Raw genomic sequence first — 20,620 nt, 5'->3', positions numbered from 1 at the left:
CATGCAGGCGACCGCGTACACGTACGACCCCGAAAGCCGCAGCGGGCAGGTGCTGCTGGACGACGGCACACCGGTGCCCTTCGACGCGGCGGCGTTCGACGCCGGGGGTCTGAGGCTGCTGCGACCGGGACAGCGCGTGCGGATCGAGGTGGAGGGCGCGAAGGAGGACCTGCGGATCACTCTGGTGACCCTCCAGACCCTCTGAACCCTCGGCTCACTCCCTGAACGCACCGCGGGCCGGACTCCGTACGGAGTCCGGCCCGGCGCGTGAGTGCCCCAGCGCCCCTACTTCTTGCGGGCGGTGGTCTTCTTCGCGGTGGTCTTGCGCGCCGTCGACTTCTTGGCGGGCGCCTTCTTGGCGGTCGCCTTCTTCGCCGGTGCCTTCTTGGCGGTGGTCTTCTTCGCGGCGGTGGTCTTGGCCGTCGTGGTCTTCTTGGCCGGGGCCTTCTTCGCCGTGGTCTTCTTCGCGGCCGCCGTCTTGGTGGTGGCCTTCTTCGCCGTCGTCTTCTTGGCCGTGGTCTTCTTCGCGGCCGCCGTCTTGGCGGTCGCCTTCTTCGCGGCGGCCTTCTTGACCGTCGCGCCGGCGCCGCCGGTCAGGCTGCCCTTCGGAGCCTTCTTGACGGAGACCTCGCCGCCACGCGGCAGCTTCTTCGAGCCGCTGACCAGGTCCTTGAAGCCCTGGCCCGCGCGGAAGCGCGGAACGGAGGTCTTCTTGACCCGAACCCGCTCGCCCGTCTGGGGATTACGGGCGTAGCGGGCCGGACGGTCGACCTTCTCGAAGGAACCGAAGCCGGTGACGGAAACCCTCTCACCAGCGACGACCGCGCGGACGATGGCGTCCAGTACATGGTCGACAGCATCGGCGGCCTGCTGTCGGCCGCCCATCTTGTCGGCAATCGCTTCTACGAGCTGCGCCTTGTTCACGTCTTCCCCTTCGGAGACATCGCCAGAACGAAAGTGTTCAAGCTTTTTCGCACGTTAGGCAGATATATACCGCAAATCAAACACGAAACGGGCTTATCACCCTTGTGCCGCAACGAACTCGGCGGTGTCGTCCGGTTCAGCGTTCCTCGCCGGGGAGACGTCCCTCGTCGAGGTCCGCGGTGAACCGATCCAGCCTCCTTGCCGCGTCGGCGAGATCGTGCTTGGCCGCGGCCGTAATGACCAGCAGCTTCCGGGTCAGCGCCATCCGTACGCCCTCCGGGACTTGCAGTGCGCGCACTCTTGCGTGCGCTTCCTTGAGTTGGCCCGCGACTGCCGTATAGAGCTCGAGTTGGCCGTCGTGTTCCATGCACAGATTGTGCCATCTGGGGCGAGTTGTCGCCTGCGCAGGGGACAACTACCGCCTCAAACGGCCTTCCGGGCGCACACGGACGTCACGGCTGTACGACTCGCGTACCCCAACAACCACCGGCATAACGTGGGAAGTTGAGTGGCCGGCCCGGGAGGGGCAGGGCCGTTCGGGTGCAGAAACAGCTGTACCCCCGATCGGGCTGATCAGGGGTACAGAGGGGGTGTTGCGGTGGCCGAAAGTCGCCTTGTTCCAGGGCGGCGGCTCGTGCTCCGGGTCAGACCGGGAGCGTCTGCGGCTTGAACGACGGGCGCTTCGCCTCGTACGCGGCGATGTCCGCCTCGTTCTGGAGGGTGATCGAGATGTCGTCGAGGCCGTTCAGCAGCCGCCAGCGGGCGTTCTCGTCCAGCTCGAAGGAGGCGGTGATGCCCTCGGCGCGGACCTCGCGGGCGACCAGGTCGACGGTGATCTCGGCCTGCGGGTCCTTCTCGGTGAGCTCCCACAGCGCGTCCACGATCTTCTGCTCCAGAACGACCGTGAGCAGGCCGTTCTTGAGCGAGTTGCCGCGGAAGATGTCGGCGAAGCGGGAGGAGATCACGGCCTTGAAGCCGAAGTTCTGCAGTGCCCAGACGGCGTGCTCACGGGAGGAGCCGGTGCCGAAGTCGGGGCCGGCGACCAGGACGGTCGCGCCCTGCCGCTCGGGCTGGTTGAGGACGAACGACGCGTCCTTGCGCCAGGCCTCGAACAGTCCGTCCTCGAACCCGTCCCGCGTGACCTTCTTGAGCCAGTGGGCAGGGATGATCTGGTCGGTGTCGACGTTGCTGCGGCGCAGCGGGACGGCCCGGCCGGTGTGGGTGGTGAAGGCTTCCATGGTTCTCAGACTCCAGCGGGCGTACGGGTGTCGGCGGCGGACAGGTCGGCCGGGGAGGCCAGGTGGCCCAGGACGGCGGTGGCGGCCGCGACCTGCGGCGACACCAGGTGCGTCCGGCCGCCCTTGCCCTGCCGGCCCTCGAAGTTGCGGTTGGAGGTGGACGCGGAGCGCTCACCCGGGGCCAACTGGTCGGGGTTCATGCCCAGACACATCGAGCAGCCCGCGTGCCGCCACTCGGCGCCGGCCTCCTTGAAGACGACGTCCAGACCCTCGGAGACGGCCTGGAGACCGACCCGCGCGGAGCCCGGGACGACCAGCATCCGTACGCCGTCGGCGACTTTGCGGCCCTTGAGCAGCTCGGCCGCGGCGCGCAGGTCCTCGATGCGGCCGTTGGTGCAGGAGCCTACGAAGACGGTGTCCACCTTGATGGAGCGCAGCGGCTGCCCGGCCTCCAACCCCATGTACTCCAGGGCCTTTTCGGCGGCGTAGCGCTCCGATGCGTCTTCGTACGAAGCAGGATCGGGGACCGACGCCGAAAGCGGTGCGCCCTGGCCGGGGTTGGTGCCCCAGGTGACGAACGGCGACAGTTCGGCGGCGTCGATGACGACCTCGGCGTCGAACTCGGCGTCCTCGTCCGTCCTGAGCGTCTTCCAGTACGCGACGGCCGCGTCCCAGTCCGCGCCCTCGGGCGCGTGCGGGCGGCCCTCGAGGTAGGCGAAGGTGGTCTCGTCCGGGGCGATCATGCCCGCGCGGGCGCCGGCCTCGATCGACATGTTGCAGATGGTCATGCGCGCTTCCATCGAGAGCTTCTCGATGGCCTCGCCGCGGTACTCCAGGACGTAGCCCTGGCCGCCGCCGGTGCCGATCTTCGCGATGATCGCCAGGATCAGGTCCTTGGCGGTGACGCCCTCGGGCAGTTCGCCGTTGACCGTGATCGCCATGGTCTTCGGGCGGGACATCGGCAGCGTCTGGGTGGCCAGCACGTGCTCCACCTGGGAGGTGCCGATGCCGAACGCCAGCGCGCCGAAGGCGCCGTGCGTGGAGGTGTGGGAGTCGCCGCAGACGACGGTGGTGCCCGGCTGGGTCAGGCCCAGCTGCGGGCCGACGACGTGCACGACGCCCTGCTCGACGTCGCCCAGCGGGTGCAGCCGCACGCCGAAGTCGGCGGCGTTCTTGCGCAGCGTCTCCAGCTGGATCCGGGAGACCGGGTCCGCGATCGGCTTGTCGATGTCGAGGGTGGGGGTGTTGTGGTCCTCGGTCGCGATGGTGAGGTCGAGGCGCCGGACCTTGCGGCCGCTCTTGCGCAGGCCGTCGAAGGCCTGCGGGCTGGTCACCTCGTGCAGCAGGTGCAGATCGATGAAGAGAAGGTCGGGCTCGCCCTCCGCGCGCCGGACGACATGGTCGTCCCAGACTTTCTCCGCGAGTGTCCTACCCATCGCTGTTCCCTCCGGCCGACGACGATCCGCCGGCCCAACTAGAGATCTTGAGGAGGCGGGCCCGCGCCCCTGCGTTTCCGGGCGACCGCCGCCAGGCCCGTACGTCACGGGCCGCTGTGACTTCGTGTCTTCCAGAGTGGCGTGTTCCACGAGAATTTGAACTTGCGTTTCACAGAGTGAGACGCGAGTATCGTTTCATGGACAACAGTAGCGGCGTCGGCGTTCTGGACAAGGCGGCCCTCGTCCTGAGCGCTCTGGAGTCCGGTCCGGCCACCCTCGCGGGCCTGGTCGGCGCCACCGGACTGGCACGACCCACGGCCCACCGCCTGGCCGTGGCGCTGGAACACCACCGCATGGTGGCGCGCGACATGCAGGGCCGTTTCATTCTCGGCCCTCGCCTGGCAGAACTGGCCGCGGCCGCGGGTGAGGACCGCCTCCTCGCCACCGCGGGCCCGGTGCTCACCCACCTCCGTGACGTCACGGGCGAGAGCGCGCAGCTCTACCGCCGCCAGGGCGACATGCGCATCTGCGTCGCGGCGGCGGAGCGGCTGTCCGGACTGCGGGACACCGTCCCGGTCGGTTCGACGCTCACGATGAAGGCCGGCTCCTCGGCGCAGATCCTGCTGGCCTGGGAGGAGCCGGAGCGGCTGCACCGCGGCCTCCAGGGCGCGCGCTTCACGGCGACGGCCCTGTCGGGCGTACGGCGGAGGGGCTGGGCCCAGTCGATCGGTGAGCGCGAGCCGGGGGTGGCGTCCGTTTCCGCACCGGTGCGGGGGCCTTCCAACCGGGTGGTGGCCGCGGTGTCGGTGTCCGGGCCGATCGAGCGGCTGACGCGGCATCCTGGCCGGATGCACGCGCAGGCTGTGATCGATGCGGCGGGGCGCCTCTCCGAGGCGTTGCGGCGTACTGGCTGATCGACAGAGCGTTTCGGGGAAGGTCGGCCTCAACGCCGCGGCAGGCTTTCCCCGACCAGGCGCCAAAGGACATACGACATACAGAAGAGGCCCTCCACCGAAGTGGAGGGCCTCCTCGTATGCGTACCCCCGACCGGATTCGAACCGGCGCTACCGCCTTGAGAGGGCGGCGTGCTAGGCCGCTACACAACGGGGGCGTGGACTCTGCGTTTCCGCAGGTCCGAGCTGGTCTACCTGGACTCGAACCAAGACTAACTGAACCAGAATCAGTCGTGCTGCCAATTACACCATAGACCAATGTGGTTTAGACCAGTCAGTACCCCCGACCGGATTCGAACCGGCGCTACCGCCTTGAGAGGGCGGCGTGCTAGGCCGCTACACAACGGGGGCCCTAGCAGTCCCGAGTTGATCGTCGATCTTTCGGAACCGTACCCCCGACCGGATTCGAACCGGCGCTACTGCCTTGAGAGGGCAGCGTGCTAGGCCGCTACACAACGGGGGCTTGCGGATCGGAATCCGCTGGCGCAGATGAGCTCTGCGAGCTGGCCTACCTGGACTCGAACCAAGACTAACTGAACCAGAATCAGTCGTGCTGCCAATTACACCATAGGCCACTGGAACGCAAGCCCCCTAGGGGGATTTTGTTCTAGTAGTGCGCCTGGGGATTCCTGCCTTTCGGCCCGCTCCCCGCGGCGCAGGAAGAACATTACCTGAAGGTGGACGGGGCTCCAAAACGACTATCCGTGCCGAGCACAGACGGCAGTTCGGCGAGGGAGGCGATGCGGTGCGGCCCGACCGGCGGGTCGATCGTGGCGTACACGCCCCCGCGGTCGATCCACACCGACAGCAGCCCGGCGTCGGCGGCGCCCCGTCCGTCGATCTCCGGGTGGTCGCCGACGTAGGCGACCTGGTGCGGCGGCAGGTCGAGGGCCTCGCAGGCCGCGAGGAACGCCCCGGCCTCGGGCTTGGAGACGCCGAGCTCGGCCGCGCACAGGATGCTCTCGAAGCGCTCGTGGACGCCGAGGACGCGCAGTTTGCGGTCCTGGACGTGGATGCTCGAGTTGGACAGCACGGCGTGCCGGTGACTGGCGGCGAGGGCGTCGAGGACGGGCAGGACGTCCGGGAAGAGAGCCCAGACCGCCTCGTAGTGGGCGCGGTACCGCTTGAACCAGGCGTCGGCCTCGGCGTCGGTGAGGTCCCGGCCGAGGAACACCCGTACACGGTCGCGCCGCTGGTCCTCGAAGGTGGCCTCACCAGCCGCGTAGCGCGCCCATTGCACGTCGGTGATCTCCCGCCAGCGGGTGATGGCCTGCTCGACGGTGTCGTAGTCGTCGAGCAGGCCCTCGGCCGTCAGGTGGGCGCGCATGCCGAGGCGGTCGGCGGTGGTGTAGTCGAAGAGCGTGTCGTCGACGTCCCAGACCACGGCGTGGATGCTCATGGTCCGACCGTACCCACCGCCCGGTGTTCTCAGCCCGGGGCCGGGCCGCGGGCCCTGTCCCCCGTGACGTACGCGGAAGGCGGCGCCCGAACCGGACGCCGCCCTCGTCGTGTGGGTGCCTCGCGTTACGCGGCCAGCTTCGCCAGCGCCGCGTCGATGCGGCTCAGGGTCTGGTCCTTGCCCAGGACCTCCAGCGACTCGAACAGCGGCAGGCCGACCGTGCGGCCGGTGACGGCGACGCGGACCGGGGCCTGGGCCTTGCCGAGCTTGAGGCCGTGGGCCTCCCCGGCGGCCAGGACGGCCTCCTTCAGCGACTCGGCGGACGTCCAGTCGGCCGCCTCCAGCTTCTCGCGGGCGGTGCGCAGCAGGGCGTCCGAGCCCTCCTTCATGGCCTTGTTCCAGGAGGCCTCGTCCTCGGCCGGCTCCGGCAGGAACAGGAAGTCGACGTTGTCGGTGATCTCGGACAGCACCTTGAGGCGGGTCTGGGCGTGCGGGGCGATGGCCTGCCACTTGGCCTCGTCGAAGGCTTCCGGTGCCCAGGGGGCGAACGGCGCCTGGAGCCACGGGCGGCAGCGCTCGGTGAAGTCCTTCACGTCCAGCATGCGGATGTGGTCGCCGTTGATGGCCTCGCACTTCTTCAGGTCGAAGCGGGCCGGGTTGGGGTTCACGTCGGAGATGTCGAACGCCACGATCATCTCGTCGATGGTGAACACGTCCTGGTCGGCCGAGAGGGACCAGCCGAGCAGCGAGAGGTAGTTGAGCAGGCCCTCGGGGAGGAAGCCGCGCTCCCGGTAGAGGTTGAGGGAGGACTGCGGGTCGCGCTTGGAGAGCTTCTTGTTGCCCTCGCCCATCACGTACGGCAGGTGGCCGAAGGACGGGATCCGCTGGGCGACGCCCAGCTCGATCAGCGCCTTGTACAGGGCGATCTGGCGCGGGGTGGAGGAGAGCAGGTCCTCGCCGCGCAGGACGTGGGTGATCTCCATCAGGGCGTCGTCGACCGGGTTGACCAGCGTGTAGAGCGGGGCTCCGTTGGCGCGGACGATGCCGTAGTCCGGGACGTTCTCCGGGGTGAAGGTCAGCTCGCCGCGGACCAGGTCCGTGAAGGTGATCGTCTCGTCGGGCATCCGGAAACGGACGATCGGCTCCCGGCCCTGGGCCTGGTAGTCGGCGACCTGGGCGTCGGTGAGCTCACGGCAGTGGCCGTCGTAGCCGGAGGGCTTGCCGGCGGCGCGGGCGGCCTCGCGGCGGGTGTCCAGCTCCTCCTGGGAGCAGTAGCAGCGGTAGGCGTGGCCGGCGTCCAGGAGCTTGGCCGCGACGTCCTTGTACAGGTCCATGCGCTGCGACTGGCGGTACGGCGCGTGCGGGCCGCCGACCTCGGGGCCCTCGTCCCAGTCGAAGCCCAGCCAGCGCATCGAGTCCAGCAGCTGGGTGTACGACTCCTCCGAGTCGCGGGCCGCGTCGGTGTCCTCGATGCGGAAGACCAGGGTGCCCTGGTGGTGCTTGGCGAACGCCCAGTTGAACAGGGCGGTGCGCACCAGGCCCACGTGGGGGTTACCGGTGGGCGACGGGCAGAAACGGACGCGTACGGGAGTGCCGGGTGCGCTATCCACGCTTGACAACCTTGTTGGTGAGAGTGCCGATGCCTTCGATGGTGACGGCGACCTCGTCGCCGACGGTGAGGGGGCCGACCCCAGCCGGGGTGCCCGTGAGGATCACGTCGCCGGGGAGCAGCGTCATGGCCTCGGAGATGTTGACGATCAGGTCCTCGATGGAGTGGATCATCTCGCTGGTGCGGCCCAGCTGGCGCTGCTGGCCGTTGACCGTGAGCTGGATGGTCAGGTCACCGGGGTCCAGGTCCGTCTCCACCCAGGGGCCGAGCGGGCAGGAGGTGTCGAAGCCCTTGGCCCGGGCCCACTGCTTCTCGCGCTTCTGGACGTCGCGGGCGGTGATGTCGTTGGCGCAGGTGTAGCCGAAGATCACGTCCTTGACGCGCTCGCGCGGGACCTCGCGGCACATCCGGCCGATGACCACGGCCAGCTCGGCCTCGTGGTGCACCTCGGCGGAGAAGGAGGGGTACTGGATCTCGTCGCCGGGGCCGATCACCGAGGTGGACGGCTTGAAGAAGGCGAAGGGGGCGTCGGGCACCTCGTTGCCCAGCTCGCGCGCGTGCTCGGCGTAGTTGCGGCCGAAGGCCACGACCTTGTTGGGGAGCACCGGCGGCAGCAGCCTGACCTTGCCGACCGGCACCTTCGTGCCGGAGAGCTCGAAGTCCGCGAACGGGATGCCCTTGATGATGTCCAGGACGAGTTCGTCCTGCTTGTCGCCCTCGATGGCGCCGAAGGCGACGTTCCCGTCGATGGAGAATCTGGCGATGCGCACGGGATGCTTGGCCCCTTGACTGAAGCGGCTGGAGTCTGACGCTCCAGGCTAACGCGGGGAGGGGTCCGCGCCGCGCGCAATACCGAAGGGCGCCGCCGTCGCCGGAGCGCCCCTTCGGTGCCGGTGTCCCGCCGCCGTGAGCATCCGGCGGCCGGTGCGCGTATTACCTGGTGTCACTCCGCGGCAGCGGCGGCTGCGACGGGGACCTGGGTGAGGATGGTGCGCTTGGGGTTGGCGGTCTGGGTGGGGAGTTCGACGCGGTGCTCCGGCTGTTCCGGCGTCTGCAGTTCGTCGGCGTCGTCCAGGTGCGCCAGCGTCGTGCGTCGCGGGTTGGCGATCTTGTGGAACATCGTCGTCGTCTTCACTGTTTACTTGACCCTGTTCTGTGACGGGCGCCGGAGGGCGCGGAGGACCCTCGCAGCGGCGCGGGTTGTCGGTTCTGCCATCTCTGTAAAGCGTCAGGCTAAACACGGGATTCCCGGCGCAATCCTGGGGATCTCATGATCAGCGTGTGAGTTTCCTCACGAATCAGGGGGCAATTCGGTCAATCCGGGCCCGCCCTTCGCGGCAGCGAAACGGACATTGACCCCCTGAAGCGCTCATTCCGCTGCTGATCATCGCGACTGGGACACCCGTCACACCTCGGCGACTCGCGGGCATACGTCCGAAATGGACGAACTCACCTTCCACATCCGGTGATTCGGCACTCACGTGGTGTCACCTATGTCACGGCCTGGCCTACGAGCCTTGTTGGAGATCCTGTGCTGTGCTGGAATGCCACGGACCGCCGCAGGATCGAGCCGGCGCACAGGGGGCGCACAGACGCGCCGAGTGGCGGCCAGAAGGGGGAGCCAGCGCCGGTCACTCAAGACCACCACGGGGGCGTACTCAGGGCGTCCCCAGAACGCCGACACCGTGCCCCGCCGTTCACACGATGGGGCGCCTGGTCCAGAGGTTGCGACGCTAGTGCAGGGACGTTTCAAGAGGGATGGCAGCGCTTCGGCGGAGCCGGAGCCGCACGGCGGGACCGACCGAGGTCCCTCGGCCCAGCACGCCCGGAACCAGGGCCCGGCGGGTGACGGCGGGGAGCGCCCCGGGCGCCACGGCGCGTCGGCCCCCACGGGGCCCGCGAGCCCGGCTCCGGCCCTGAAGCCGCCGGCGGGTCCGGCGGGCCCCGGCCCGCGAATAGCCCTGCGCAACTGGCGCATCTCGACCCGTCTGGTCTCGCTGCTCGCCCTCCCGGTGGTCGCGGCCACCTCGCTCGGCGCGCTGCGTATCAACGAGTCCATGGACGACATCCAGCAGCTCGACAACATGAAGCTGCTGACGGACATGACCAAGCAGGCCACCGAGCTGTCCGCCGCCCTCCAGGAGGAGCGCGACCAGTCGGCCGGCCCGCTGGCGCACGGCGGCAAGGCGAGCGACTTCACGGTCCGGGGTCTGCGCGAGAAGACCGACCGGGCGAGGAAGAACTTCCTCGACAGTTCCGAGCAGATCGACAGCGCCAGCAAGGACGGCAACCTCAAGGGCGTCCGCGAGTACCTCATCCAGCTCGCCGGCGAGCTGGGCGACCTGGAGCAGATCCGCAAGGGCGCCTACGCCTCCGACGGCAACTCCACGCAGACGATCGAGGCGTACCACCGCCTGATCGAGAACCTGGTCGACCTCTCCCAGGACATGGCCGAGGCGACCAGCAACCCGGACATGATCCAGCGCACCCGGGCCCTGGCCGCGTTCAGCTCCGCCAAGGAGTACTCGTCGATCCAGCGCGCGGCCCTCGCGGCGGCGCTGCCCGCGAGCAACACCACGACCGGCAAGCTCTCGCCGAACGACCGGCTCTACGCCGAGTCGGCCCTGGAGAGCCAGAAGTCCGAGATCCGCAGCTTCAAGAGCATCTACGGCGAGGACTCCGCCGCCGAGCTGCTCAAGCCCATCGAGGACGGCGGCAACTCCACGATCAAGGCCACCGACACCTACGCGGGTCGGGCCCTGGTCTCCGCGAGCGGACTCGCGCAGCAGGACAAGCGGTCCTACCGCGACTGGCTGGACGACAGCTCCACCAAGATCCAGCAGATGAAGAACATCGAGCACACGCTGCTCGAGGAGATGGAACAGAAGGCCCGCGAGCTGCGCAGCGCCACCGAGCGCGACGCGATCATCTCCGGTGCGCTGATCCTCATCGTGCTCGGTGTGTCGCTGGTCGGCGCCTTCGTCGTGGCCCGCTCCATGATCCGCTCGCTGCGCCGCCTGGAGGAGACCGCGACCAAGGTCGCCTCCGACCGGCTGCCCGAGCTGGTCAAGCAGCTGTCCGAGTCCGACCCGCAGGACGTCGACACGTCCGTGGAGTCGGTCGGTGTGCACTCCCGGGACGAGATCGGCCGGGTGGCCGCGGCCTTCGACGACGTGCACCGCGAGGCGGTCCGCCTCGCCGCCGAGCAGGCCCTGCTGCGGGGCAACGTCAACGCGATGTTCACCAACCTCTCGCGCCGCTCCCAGGGCCTCATCCAGCGTCAGCTCTCGCTCATCTCCGAACTGGAGTCCCGCGAGGCCGACCCGGACCAGCTGTCCTCGCTGTTCAAGCTCGACCACCTCGCCACGCGCATGCGCCGTAACGGTGAGAACCTGCTGGTTCTCGCCGGTGAGGAGCCCGGCCGTCGGTGGACCCGCCCGGTCCCGCTGGTCGACGTGCTGCGTGCCGCCGCGTCCGAGGTGGAGCAGTACGAGCGCATCGAGCTGGCCTCCGTGCCGACCACCGAGGTGGCCGGCCGGGTCGTCAACGACCTCGTGCACCTGCTCGCCGAGCTGCTGGAGAACGCGACCTCGTTCTCCTCGCCGCAGACCAAGGTCAAGGTCACCGGTCACGCCCTGCCCGACGGCCGGGTGCTGATCGAGATCCACGACACCGGTATCGGTCTGTCGCCGGAGGACCTCGCCGCGATCAACGAGCGGCTCGCCTCTCCCCCGACGGTGGACGTCTCCGTCTCCCGCCGCATGGGTCTGTTCGTGGTCGGCCGGCTGTCGCAGCGGCACGGCATCCGCATCCAGCTGCGCCCGTCCGACTCCGGTGGTACGACCGCGCTGGTCATGCTGCCCGTCGATGTCGCCCAGGGCGGCAAGAAGCCCCAGCCCAAGCAGCCCGGCCAGCCGCCCCTCGGCGGTGGCGGTCCGGCGGCCGCGCAGGCCGCCGCCGGTGCGGCCGCGGCCCGGCGGGCCGCGGGTGCCGGCCAGGCGGGCGGCGGCGCCCTCGCGGCCGGCGCGTCCGGTGGTGGCTTCGGCGGCGGTGCGTCGTCCGGCGGTGGCCGGCTCGGTGCCGGCCAGGGCCCGCGGGCCGCGCTGCCCGGGCGGGACGCGGACGGTGGCCGTCCGGGCGGCGGGCGCGGACCGCAGGGTGCCGACAAGTCCCCGTCGCTGTTCGAGCAGAGTGGTCCCCCCGCGCCGCCGCAGGGCCGTCCGGCTCCCGCCGGTGCCGGGTTCGGGCAGGCGCCCGGTGCTCCGCAGGGTCTGCAGGCCGCGGCGACGAACGGGCCGCAGGGCCAGGACGGCTACGGCGGTGGCCGGGGCTCGCAGCGCCCGGGCAACGCCGAGCAGGGCCAGGGCCGTCGGCCGCAGCTGCCGCCGCGCGGCGGTCCGCGGGCCGAGCTGCCCGGCAGCGGTGACGCGCAGCCCCGCGTGCCGAGCTGGAGCGACGACAACGCCCAGCCGCCGGTGCCGCGTGCCTCCCTGGACACCCCGCGCGGGCACGAGGAGCCGGATGTCTCCCGGACCTCAGCGATGCCGCGGATCGACGACCGGCAGGGCCCGGGCTCGACGGCGGAGATCCCCGCCGTCCCGCGCGACGACGACCGGCAGGGCCCCGGCTCTCCGGCCGACTTCGGCGCACGCGGCCCCCAGCACGCGGACCGGTTCGGCCTTCCCGGCACGGACGACGCGCAGGGTTCGGGCCAGTTCGTCCGCCCGGACGTCTTCGGCGCCCCGGGCGGCCGCCGCGACCCGTCGTCCACGACGGGCCAGTACCCCGCGCCGCAGTCCTACGACAACGGCTCCACGGGCCAGTACGACAACGGCTCGACCGGCCAGTACCCGGCGCCGCGGCAGGACAGCGGCTCGACCGGGCAGTACCCGGCGCCGCAGTCCTACGACAACGGCTCCACGGGTCAGTACCCGGCACCCCGCCAGGACAGCGGCTCGACCGGCCAGTACCCCGCGCCCCGCCAGGACAACGGCTCCGGTCGGCCCACCCTGCCCGGTCCGGCCACCCCGGCCGACCCGGCGGGCACGGGCCAGTTCGAGCGGCCGCAGGTCAACGGCGGCCGGGGCGCTGCCGACTTCGGCGCCCCGCGTCCGCCCGCCCCGCAGGCACGGCCCGCGCGGCAGGAGCCCGAGGCCCTGCCGCCGGCGACCGGGCCGGGCGACGGCCGTACGCCGCTGTACGACACCCTCGAGACCAACTGGTTCCACGGCCAGCAGGAGCAGCAGCAGCCGTCGCAGAGCAACGGCTCGGCTCCGGCCCCGCAGCAGCCGCAGGAAACCGGCGGTCCGCAGCGGCCGGCCGCCGCCGGCTGGCGCAGCTCGCCGAACGACGACCTCGTCCGCCAGGCCGAGCGCGTCCGCCAGCCCGCCGCCGGCGGGGTCACCACCTCCGGCCTGCCGCGCCGGGTGCCCCGGGCGAACCTCGTCCCGGGCACGGCTCAGCAGCAGCCCCAGCAGAGCGGTCCGCAGATTTCGCGTGCCCCCGATGACGTACGCGGTCGGCTGACCAATCTCCGCCGCGGTATTGCACAGGGTCGTCAGGCCGGGTCCACCCAGACCGGCAGCTTCCCTCGGCCCTCTCACCAGCAGGAGCGTTAGTTGAGTCCGATGAGCCAGGCGGCACAGAATCTCAACTGGTTGATCACCAACTTCGTGGACAACACCCCCGGGGTGTCCCACACCGTCGTCGTGTCCGCCGACGGCCTCCTCCTGGCGATGTCGGAGGGCTTCCCGCGCGACCGTGCGGACCAGCTCGCGGCCGTCGCCTCCGGTCTGACGTCCCTGACGGCGGGCGCCTCCCGGATCTTCGAGGGCGGCGACGTGGCACAGACGGTCGTGGAGATGGAGCGGGGATTCGTCTTCCTCATGTCCGTCTCGGACGGCTCGTCGCTCGCCGTCCTCGCTCACCCCGAATGCGACATCGGCCTCGTCGGCTACGAGATGGCGCTCCTGGTCGACCGCGCGGGCGCGGTCCTCACCCCCGACCTGCGAGCTGAGCTCCAAGGCAGTCTGCTCCATTGATCGGCCCCGGCACCACCCGTCTCACCACATCACCGTCCGGCTGCCACACACCCCACACAGGCCTCGTCAGACGGCTCGACTGACCGACTTGCTGTCCCGCCCGGAGGACCCATGACCCCGCCCCCCGCCTCTCATGATCCGTACGCGGAGCCGTACGAGGACGAGGGCGACCAGCCGCTGGTCCGGCCGTACGCCATGACCGGCGGCCGGACCCGGCCGCGTTATCAGCTGGCCATCGAGGCACTGATCAGCACGACCGCCGATCCCGCGGCGCTCATGGGGCTGCTCCCGGAGCACCAGCGCATCTGCCACCTGTGCCGTGAGGTGAAGTCGGTCGCCGAGGTCTCGGCGCTGCTCAACATGCCGCTCGGTGTGGCCCGGATCCTGGTCGCGGACCTCGCGGAGGCCGGTCTCGTCGCGATCCACCAGCCGGGCGGCGACGAGGCCACCGGCGCGCCGGACGTGACACTGCTCGAAAGGGTGCTCAGTGGACTTCGCAAGCTCTGACGCGGGTCGTTCCACCACCTCCGCGAAGATCGTGGTGGCGGGCGGCTTCGGCGTGGGCAAGACCACCTTCGTCGGCGCCGTCTCGGAGATCAACCCGCTGCGCACCGAGGCCGTGATGACCTCTGCCAGCGCGGGCATCGACGACCTCACGCACACCGGGGACAAGACCACCACCACGGTGGCCATGGACTTCGGCCGTATCACCCTGGACCAGGACCTGATCCTGTACCTCTTCGGTACGCCGGGCCAGGACCGCTTCTGGTTCATGTGGGACGACCTGGTGCGCGGCGCCATCGGCGCCGTCGTGCTGGTGGACACCCGCCGTCTCGCCGACTGCTTCCCGGCCGTCGACTACTTCGAGAACAGCGGCCTGCCCTTCGTCATCGCCCTCAACGGCTTCGACGGCCAGCAGCCCTACACCCCCGACGAGGTGCGGGAAGCGCTCCAGATCGGCCCCGACACCCCCATCATCACGACGGACGCCCGGCACCGGGCCGACGCGAAGAGCGCGCTGATCACGCTGGTCGAGCACGCCCTGATGGCACGGCTGAGGTAGCACCCAATTCAGAAGCGCCATACGGCAGTTGTCGTAGATGTGCCGAAGCCGACTGTGTCCTTTGACACGGTCGGCCAAGGTGTTCATAACGTTTCGGCAGAGGAATCAGGTGGTACGGCCACGCGTCGCGCACATCCGGTCTCGCTGCGCGCACAATCGCCCCGCCTTTTGGCGGGGCTCGCTCTTTATGACCGTTTTATCTGGGGCTTACAACCCTCGGAATCCCCACCCCGGACTGTTTGGAAGAGCGCAGGTCGTCGTGCTGGAATGCCTGAACTGCCCAATAGTCAATGGCGTACACGTCAGTCGATGGCGTACCGGGCTCTGAGAAACTGCGGCACAACGTTGGTGCCGACCGCCGAGAGGTTGTTGGTCGAGTGAGGCGAAGCAAGAACAGTCCCGAGCCGTCGGCCCGGGGCAACTTCACCCCGCCGCCGCGCACAGCGGCGCCCGCCCCCGTGCCCGGTTCGGAGCCGGCGGCCGCGCCCGCCCAGAGCGGTGGCCGTCTCTCCCCGCGCAACTGGCGCGTGGCGACCAGGCTCAACGCGATCCTGCTCATACCCGTGCTGGTCGGCCTCGTCATGGGCGGCATCCAGGTGAAGAGCTCGATCGACACCTGGCAGGAGGCCGAGGACGCGGAGAACACCGCGCGTCTGGTGCAGGCCTCCCTGCTGTACGCCAATGCCCTCTACAACGAGCGCGACACCTCCGCGGCGCCCCTGCTGAAGGGCAGCGCCCAGACCGCCCAGGACAAGGCGACCGTCGCCCAGGTCCGCAAGGCCACCGACGAGGCGGCCGACGCCTTCGACGCCGCGGCCCAGAGCATGCCGGCCAAGCCCGGCCTGGAACGCCGTCTGGACCTGTTCCGCAAGGCGGAGCCCAAGCTCCAGACCCTGCGCCAGGTCGCCTACACCTCCAGGCTCAAGGGCGTGCAGACCGAGGAGGGCTACGTCGAGGTCGCCCACCCGCTGACGGAGTTCGCCAACGAGCTGGGCCTCGGCACCGGCAACATCACCAGCTACGGCCGGACCGTCTACGCCATCGAGCTCACCAAGGCGGCCCTGTCGCTCCAGCGCTCCATCGGCATGCACATCCTGACCAAGCCGGGCCCGGACGAGGGCAACCTCGCCAGCCAGCGCATCGCCCTGTCCTCATACGCCTACCTCGAGCGCATCGCCATGCAGGAGTACATCGGCGGCGGTACCGAGCAGGACGCGGCCAAGCTCAGGGCCGCCGAGGCGAAGATGAAGACCGACGGTGCCGCGATGGCCCGGGAGGCCAAGGCCAAGAACCCGGACTACGTCGCCCCGCCGTCCAAGCCGGAGACGATGGTCTCGGCCGTCGCCACGCTCCAGACCACGGACCCGAGCGCCCGCGCCGCCCTCGCCGAGCAGGGCATCACCGCCGAGAACTGGTGGGCGGTCAACACGCTCCGGTTCAACGCGTACGAGAAGATCGAGACGGACATGGCCGACAAGGCCGTGAGCGAAGCCTCCGATATCGCCGACGGCGCCCAGCGCGACGCCTACATCACCGGTGCCGCCGTCGTGGTCGCCCTGCTCCTGGCCTTCATCCTGGCCGGCGCGGTGGCCCGCCAGATGAGCCGCTCGATGCGCCAGCTGCGCAACGCCGCCTTCGGCATCGCCGAGCAGCGCCTGCCGATGCTCGTCGACCAGCTCTCGCGCACCGACCCCGGACGCGTCGACACCCGCGTGCAGGCCATCCCGATCACCACCACGGACGAGATCGGCGAGGTCGCCCGCGCCTTCGACCAGGTCCACCGCGAGGCCGTCCGGCTCGCCGCCGAGCAGGCCCTGCTGCGGGGCAACATCAACGCGATCTTCACCAACCTGTCGCGCCGCAACCAGTCGCTGATCGAGGGCCAGCTGACCCTGATCACCGACCTGGAGAACAACGAGGCCGACCCGGACCAGCTGGAGAACCTCTTCCGCCTGGACCACCTCGCGACCCGTATGCGCCGCAACGGCGAGAACCTCCTGGTCCTCGCCGGCGAGGAGCCCGGCCGCCGCTGGGACCAGCCGGTCCCGCTGGTCGACGTGCTGCGCGCCGCCTCCTCCGAGGTGGAGCAGTACGAGCGCATCGAGCTGTCCGGCGTCCCCGAGGCCGAGATCCACGGCCGGGCCGTGACCGACCTCGTGCACCTGCTCGCCGAGCTGCTGGAGAACGCGACCACGTTCTCCTCCCCGCAGACGAAGGTCCGCGTGACCGCGACCCGTCTCCCCGACGGCCGCGTCATGATCGAGATCCACGACAAGGGCATCGGCCTGACCGCCGAGGACTTCGCGGACATCAACCACAAGCTGGCCAACCCGCCGACCGTGGACGCCGCGATCTCGCAGCGCATGGGCCTGTTCGTGGTCGGCCGGCTGTCCGACCGGCACGGCATCCGCGTCCAGCTGCGCCCCTCGGGCGAGCAGGCCGGCACCACCTCGCTGGTCATGCTGCCCGACGCGATCACCCACGGTGGCGGCGGCGAGCAGCACGTGGACCGCGACGAGTTCACCGTCTCGCAGATCATCCCGGAGCAGAACTTCGGCGGCGGCGAGAACTTCAACCATCCGCCCATGCGGACCGCGGCGGAGCTCGGCTTCGACGACAGCCGGTACGCCGACGTCCCCGACGACATACGCGAACTGGACCCCGTCGGCCGCTCACTGATGCGCGAGGAGCGCCGGGCGGCCCTGGAGGCCCAGTCCCACGAGCAGCCCGCCCTGCCCGGTGGGAACGGCCAGAACGCCCAGCAGCAGGCCGAGGCATCCGGATACACCGAGGAGTTCCACGGCCGGCAGGGCTACGACTCCGGCCAGGGCTACGACACGGGCCAGACCGGCTACCCGGAGCAGCCCGCCGCGTACGACCGTCAGGCACCGTACGAGGAGCAGCAGCGGGCGCCGTACGAGGAGCAGCGGCAGACGGCGTACGAGGAGCCGCAGCGGGCCGCGTACGACGAGCAGTACTACGCGCCGAACGGCGGTGTGCCGCAGAACGACACCTTCTCGCCGAACGGCGGCTACCCGGACCCCTCCTATGCGGAGCCGGCCCAGGAGGAGCACTCGGGGCCGGGCGCGGGCGGGCCCGGTGGCTTCGCCGCCTTCGAGCAGCGGCGTTACCAGGACGACTGGCCGCAGCAGGACGGTTACCAGAACGGTTACCCGAACCAGTACCCTTCTCAGGCCCAGGAAACGGAATCTGCGCAGGCCGCTGACGCGAGTGAGCAGGACCGCGTAGGCTTCGACCGTCCGGGACCGGCCCACTCCGCCGCACCCTCGCTGACCGACGCCGGGCTTCCCCGCCGCGGGTCCTCCGCGAACGGTGCGAACGGTGCGGGCGGCGCCCGGCACGCGAGCCAGGAGCCCCCGGCCTCCACCCCGGAGAGCAACGGCGACAGCGACTGGCGCTCGGCGAACGACGAGCGGTGGCAGCAGGCCTCGCAGCTCCGGAAGCCGAAGGCGGGCGGGGTCACCTCCTCCGGCCTGCCGAGGCGGGTGCCCAAGGCCAACCTGATCGAGGGTTCCGCCGAGAGCACTCCCCAGGGAGGCCCACAGGTCTCCCGCGCCCCGGAGGACGTCCGGGGCAGGCTGAGCAACCTGCGTCGCGGCGTACAGCGCGGACGCAACGCAGGCAGTGAAACGAACGGCCAGGGCTTCGGTCCTGACAGCACCTACAACCAGGAGCGTTAGTGTGAGCCCGATGAGCCAGGCGGCACAGAACCTGAACTGGTTGATCACCAACTTCGTGGACAACACCCCGGGGGTGTCCCACACGGTGGTGGTCTCCGCCGACGGACTCCTTCTGGCGATGTCCGAAGGCTTCCCCCGCGACCGTGCCGACCAGCTCGCGGCCGTCGCCTCCGGTCTGACGTCTCTGACGGCAGGCGCCTCCCGGATCTTCGAGGGCGGAAGCGTCAATCAGACGGTTGTGGAGATGGAGCGGGGATTCCTCTTCATCATGTCCATCTCCGACGGCTCGTCGCTCGCGGTTCTCGCACATCCGGAGGCGGACATCGGCCTCATCGGATACGAGATGGCGCTGCTCGTGGACCGAGCCGGTACGGTCCTGACACCGGATCTTCGCGCGGAGCTCCAGGGGAGCCTGCTCAACTAACAGACGGACGGTGCGTTTTGGCGTCCCGTGGCCGTAAGGTTTCGGGACGCGGCTCCACAGCGATGGGTGCCAGGCACAGTCGGAGGAGGAGAAAGTGGCAACACCCCCAGGCGGTTCGTCTTCGGGCAATTGGTCGTACGGCCCTGCCCAGGGCCAGGGCGACGGTGGGCAGAACCCGAACCGTTACAACTTCCCCTCCGCACCGAGCCACCGGCAGCCGTACGCGCCTCAGGGCCCCGGCCCGTCGCCGTACGACCAGCCGCCGGCCCCGCGCATCCAGCCCGTGCAGCCGCAGCGCCGCACCCCTGAGCCGGCGCCCGCGGGGGCGTCGAACAACCCGCTGGTGCGTCCGTACGCCATGACCGGTGGCCGGACCCGCCCGCGTTACCAGCTCGCCATCGAGGCGCTGGTGCACACCACTGCGCAGCCGCACCAGATGCAGGGCCAGTTGCCCGAGCATCAGCGGATCTGCAACCTCTGCCGGGAAATCAAGTCGGTCGCCGAGATCTCGGCGCTCCTCACGATCCCTCTCGGCGTGGCCAGGATCCTCGTCGCCGACTTGGCGGAGGCGGGACTGGTCGCCATCCATCAGCCCGGCGGCGACGAGAACGCCGGCGGCCAGCCAGACGTGACACTGCTCGAAAGGGTGCTCAGTGGACTTCGCAAGCTCTAGCGGCGGTCCTTCCCGCTCCACCACCTCGGCGAAGATCGTGGTGGCGGGTGGCTTCGGCGTGGGCAAGACCACGTTCGTCGGGGCCGTCTCGGAGATCAACCCGCTGCGTACCGAGGCCGTCATGACGTCAGCTTCGGCCGGCATCGACGACCTCACCCACACCGGGGACAAGACCACCACGACGGTCGCCATGGACTTCGGCCGTATCACCCTGGACCAGGACCTGATCCTGTACCTCTTCGGTACGCCGGGCCAGGACCGCTTCTGGTTCATGTGGGACGACCTGGTGCGCGGCGCGATCGGCGCGATCGTGCTGGTCGACACGAGGCGTCTCGCCGACTGCTTCCCCGCTGTCGACTACTTCGAGAACAGCGGACTGCCGTTCGTCATCGCGCTGAACGGCTTCGACGGCCAGCAGCCGTACACGCCGGACGAGGTCCGGGAAGCCCTCCAGATCGGCCCGGACACCCCCATCATCACGACCGACGCCCGGCACCGGGCGGACGCGAAGTCGGCGCTGATCACACTGGTGGAGCACGCTCTGATGGCCCGGCTGCGTTAGTTCTCTCGCTGTGGGACAGCCCCCGGCGGCCTCTGGGCTGCCGGGGGCTGTCGCGTTGCCGGGTGCGGGTCGTGTGTGGCTTGTCACGCCCGCGCGGCGGAGCCGCACAGTGATACAGCCCCGCGCCCCCAAAAAAGAAGGCCCCTCCATGAGGGGCCTTCTTTCTGGTTCTGGGCTCAGCGCCAGCTGTGCGGGGCGCGGAAGCCCGGCTCGCGTTCCAGGCGGCGCCAGCCCGCCTTCACGCGGCCGCGGTGCGTCGGGGTCGGGTCCGTGGGGCGGGCGGCGGCGCGGGCCAGAAGGATCGCCGTGATGGCGGCGACTTCCTCGGGCTCGGCGTGGCCCTTCTCGACGCGGATATCAGGGATGTCCATGGGTCTCAGTCTCCAGGAGAGAGATGTCCGCCAGGTTACTGCGGAGGGTTGCCGTGCTTGCGGGAGGGCAGGTCGGCGTGCTTGGTCTGGAGCATCGCGAGGGACTTGATCAGCACCTCGCGGGTTTCCGCGGGGTCGATGACGTCGTCGACCAGGCCGCGCTCGGCCGCGTAGTACGGGTGCATCAGCTCGGACTTGTACTCCTTGACCATGCGGGCCCGCATGG

General features: G+C 70.0%; 20 protein-coding genes and 5 tRNA genes. 10 read left to right on the top strand and 15 right to left on the bottom strand.

The features are described from left to right. The first annotated feature begins 1 nt into the window (after position 1). The gene (locus CCL05_RS11075) at positions 2 to 205 is read left to right on the top strand and encodes a hypothetical protein (protein ID WP_010044574.1); all 204 of its coding nucleotides are present in this window, start codon (positions 2 to 4) and stop codon (positions 203 to 205) included. Positions 206 to 285: 80 nt separating this feature from the next. On the opposite strand, the gene CCL05_RS11070 is transcribed toward CCL05_RS11075, so the two are convergent. The 4 genes from CCL05_RS11070 to leuC form a co-directional block, all read right to left on the bottom strand. Next, positions 286 to 924, bottom strand: coding sequence for an HU family DNA-binding protein (locus CCL05_RS11070; RefSeq protein ID WP_020270055.1), 639 nt, complete (start codon positions 922 to 924; stop codon positions 286 to 288). 136 nt (positions 925 to 1,060) lie between these two features. Further along, the gene (locus CCL05_RS11065) at positions 1,061 to 1,291 is read right to left on the bottom strand and encodes an SCO5555 family protein (protein WP_086560325.1); all 231 of its coding nucleotides are present in this window, start codon (positions 1,289 to 1,291) and stop codon (positions 1,061 to 1,063) included. Between the two features lie 277 nt (positions 1,292 to 1,568). After that, entirely contained in the window at positions 1,569 to 2,162 is a 594-nt protein-coding gene (gene leuD / locus CCL05_RS11060; RefSeq protein WP_086560324.1) for a 3-isopropylmalate dehydratase small subunit, read from the bottom strand. A gap of 5 nt (positions 2,163 to 2,167) precedes the next feature. Then, the gene (leuC, locus tag CCL05_RS11055; protein ID WP_086560323.1) at positions 2,168 to 3,598 is read right to left on the bottom strand and encodes a 3-isopropylmalate dehydratase large subunit; all 1,431 of its coding nucleotides are present in this window, start codon (positions 3,596 to 3,598) and stop codon (positions 2,168 to 2,170) included. 197 nt (positions 3,599 to 3,795) lie between these two features. Between leuC and ndgR the strand changes: the two genes are divergently transcribed. Continuing rightward, on the top strand, positions 3,796 to 4,512 hold the full coding sequence (gene ndgR / locus CCL05_RS11050) for an IclR family transcriptional regulator NdgR (protein ID WP_010044585.1): 717 nt from the start codon (positions 3,796 to 3,798) through the stop codon (positions 4,510 to 4,512). Between the two features lie 124 nt (positions 4,513 to 4,636). On the opposite strand, the gene CCL05_RS11045 is transcribed toward ndgR, so the two are convergent. The 9 genes from CCL05_RS11045 to CCL05_RS11005 form a co-directional block, all read right to left on the bottom strand. Next, positions 4,637 to 4,709: transfer RNA gene (locus tag CCL05_RS11045), tRNA-Glu, on the bottom strand. 28 nt (positions 4,710 to 4,737) lie between these two features. After that, positions 4,738 to 4,809 (bottom strand) — tRNA-Gln (locus CCL05_RS11040). Between the two features lie 20 nt (positions 4,810 to 4,829). Continuing rightward, a tRNA-Glu gene (locus CCL05_RS11035) sits at positions 4,830 to 4,902 on the bottom strand. A gap of 39 nt (positions 4,903 to 4,941) precedes the next feature. Beyond that, positions 4,942 to 5,014: transfer RNA gene (locus CCL05_RS11030), tRNA-Glu, on the bottom strand. Between the two features lie 40 nt (positions 5,015 to 5,054). After that, positions 5,055 to 5,126, bottom strand: a tRNA-Gln gene (locus tag CCL05_RS11025). Between the two features lie 92 nt (positions 5,127 to 5,218). Next, a complete protein-coding gene (locus CCL05_RS11020; RefSeq protein ID WP_086560322.1) occupies positions 5,219 to 5,950 on the bottom strand; it encodes an HAD family hydrolase in 732 nt (243 codons plus the stop codon). A gap of 125 nt (positions 5,951 to 6,075) precedes the next feature. Next, entirely contained in the window at positions 6,076 to 7,560 is a 1,485-nt protein-coding gene (gene gltX / locus CCL05_RS11015) for a glutamate--tRNA ligase (RefSeq protein ID WP_086560321.1), read from the bottom strand. After that, positions 7,553 to 8,329 carry a fumarylacetoacetate hydrolase family protein gene (locus CCL05_RS11010; RefSeq protein WP_086560320.1) on the bottom strand — a complete coding sequence of 259 codons (777 nt, stop codon included), beginning with the start codon at positions 8,327 to 8,329 and terminating at the stop codon, positions 7,553 to 7,555. Before CCL05_RS11010 ends, gltX begins: the two co-directional genes overlap by 8 nt. 173 nt (positions 8,330 to 8,502) lie before the next feature. Further along, the gene (locus CCL05_RS11005) at positions 8,503 to 8,694 is read right to left on the bottom strand and encodes a hypothetical protein (RefSeq protein ID WP_167409544.1); all 192 of its coding nucleotides are present in this window, start codon (positions 8,692 to 8,694) and stop codon (positions 8,503 to 8,505) included. A 601-nt stretch (positions 8,695 to 9,295) separates the two neighbouring features. On the opposite strand from CCL05_RS11005, the gene CCL05_RS11000 reads away from it, so the two are divergent. The 8 genes from CCL05_RS11000 to CCL05_RS10965 all read left to right on the top strand — a co-directional run bounded on the left by CCL05_RS11000 (position 9,296) and on the right by CCL05_RS10965 (position 20,023). Next, positions 9,296 to 13,177 carry a sensor histidine kinase gene (locus CCL05_RS11000; protein ID WP_086560318.1) on the top strand — a complete coding sequence of 1,294 codons (3,882 nt, stop codon included), beginning with the start codon at positions 9,296 to 9,298 and terminating at the stop codon, positions 13,175 to 13,177. Positions 13,178 to 13,186: 9 nt separating this feature from the next. Next, a complete protein-coding gene (locus tag CCL05_RS10995; RefSeq protein ID WP_020271453.1) occupies positions 13,187 to 13,600 on the top strand; it encodes a roadblock/LC7 domain-containing protein in 414 nt (137 codons plus the stop codon). Between the two features lie 111 nt (positions 13,601 to 13,711). Then, entirely contained in the window at positions 13,712 to 14,107 is a 396-nt protein-coding gene (locus CCL05_RS10990; RefSeq protein WP_010044602.1) for a DUF742 domain-containing protein, read from the top strand. After that, the gene (locus tag CCL05_RS10985; protein ID WP_020271455.1) at positions 14,088 to 14,663 is read left to right on the top strand and encodes a GTP-binding protein; all 576 of its coding nucleotides are present in this window, start codon (positions 14,088 to 14,090) and stop codon (positions 14,661 to 14,663) included. Before CCL05_RS10990 ends, CCL05_RS10985 begins: the two co-directional genes overlap by 20 nt. 377 nt (positions 14,664 to 15,040) lie before the next feature. Then, complete coding sequence (locus CCL05_RS10980; protein ID WP_167409545.1) at positions 15,041 to 18,364, top strand: sensor histidine kinase; 3,324 nt, start codon at positions 15,041 to 15,043, stop codon at positions 18,362 to 18,364. Between the two features lie 10 nt (positions 18,365 to 18,374). Further along, a complete protein-coding gene (locus tag CCL05_RS10975; RefSeq protein WP_004983065.1) occupies positions 18,375 to 18,788 on the top strand; it encodes a roadblock/LC7 domain-containing protein in 414 nt (137 codons plus the stop codon). Between the two features lie 94 nt (positions 18,789 to 18,882). Beyond that, positions 18,883 to 19,461: a DUF742 domain-containing protein gene (locus CCL05_RS10970; RefSeq protein WP_029181511.1), complete on the top strand. Its 579-nt coding sequence runs from the start codon at positions 18,883 to 18,885 to the stop codon at positions 19,459 to 19,461. Beyond that, positions 19,442 to 20,023 carry a GTP-binding protein gene (locus CCL05_RS10965; protein ID WP_014675207.1) on the top strand — a complete coding sequence of 194 codons (582 nt, stop codon included), beginning with the start codon at positions 19,442 to 19,444 and terminating at the stop codon, positions 20,021 to 20,023. Before CCL05_RS10970 ends, CCL05_RS10965 begins: the two co-directional genes overlap by 20 nt. A 176-nt stretch (positions 20,024 to 20,199) precedes the next feature. Here the strand turns inward: CCL05_RS10965 and CCL05_RS10960 are convergent, their stop codons facing one another. Together CCL05_RS10960 and CCL05_RS10955 are read right to left on the bottom strand one after the other, a co-directional pair. Further along, a complete protein-coding gene (locus tag CCL05_RS10960) occupies positions 20,200 to 20,394 on the bottom strand; it encodes an acyl-CoA carboxylase subunit epsilon (RefSeq protein ID WP_086560316.1) in 195 nt (64 codons plus the stop codon). A gap of 35 nt (positions 20,395 to 20,429) precedes the next feature. After that, a partial coding sequence (locus CCL05_RS10955; RefSeq protein WP_279629929.1) for a carboxyl transferase domain-containing protein occupies positions 20,430 to 20,620 on the bottom strand: 191 nt, incomplete at its 5' end.

Origin of the sequence: Streptomyces africanus, assembly GCF_002150735.1 — a bacterium.
Taxonomy (GTDB): domain Bacteria; phylum Actinomycetota; class Actinomycetes; order Streptomycetales; family Streptomycetaceae; genus Streptomyces; species Streptomyces africanus.
This window is presented reverse-complemented; position numbering and strand designations above follow the sequence as displayed.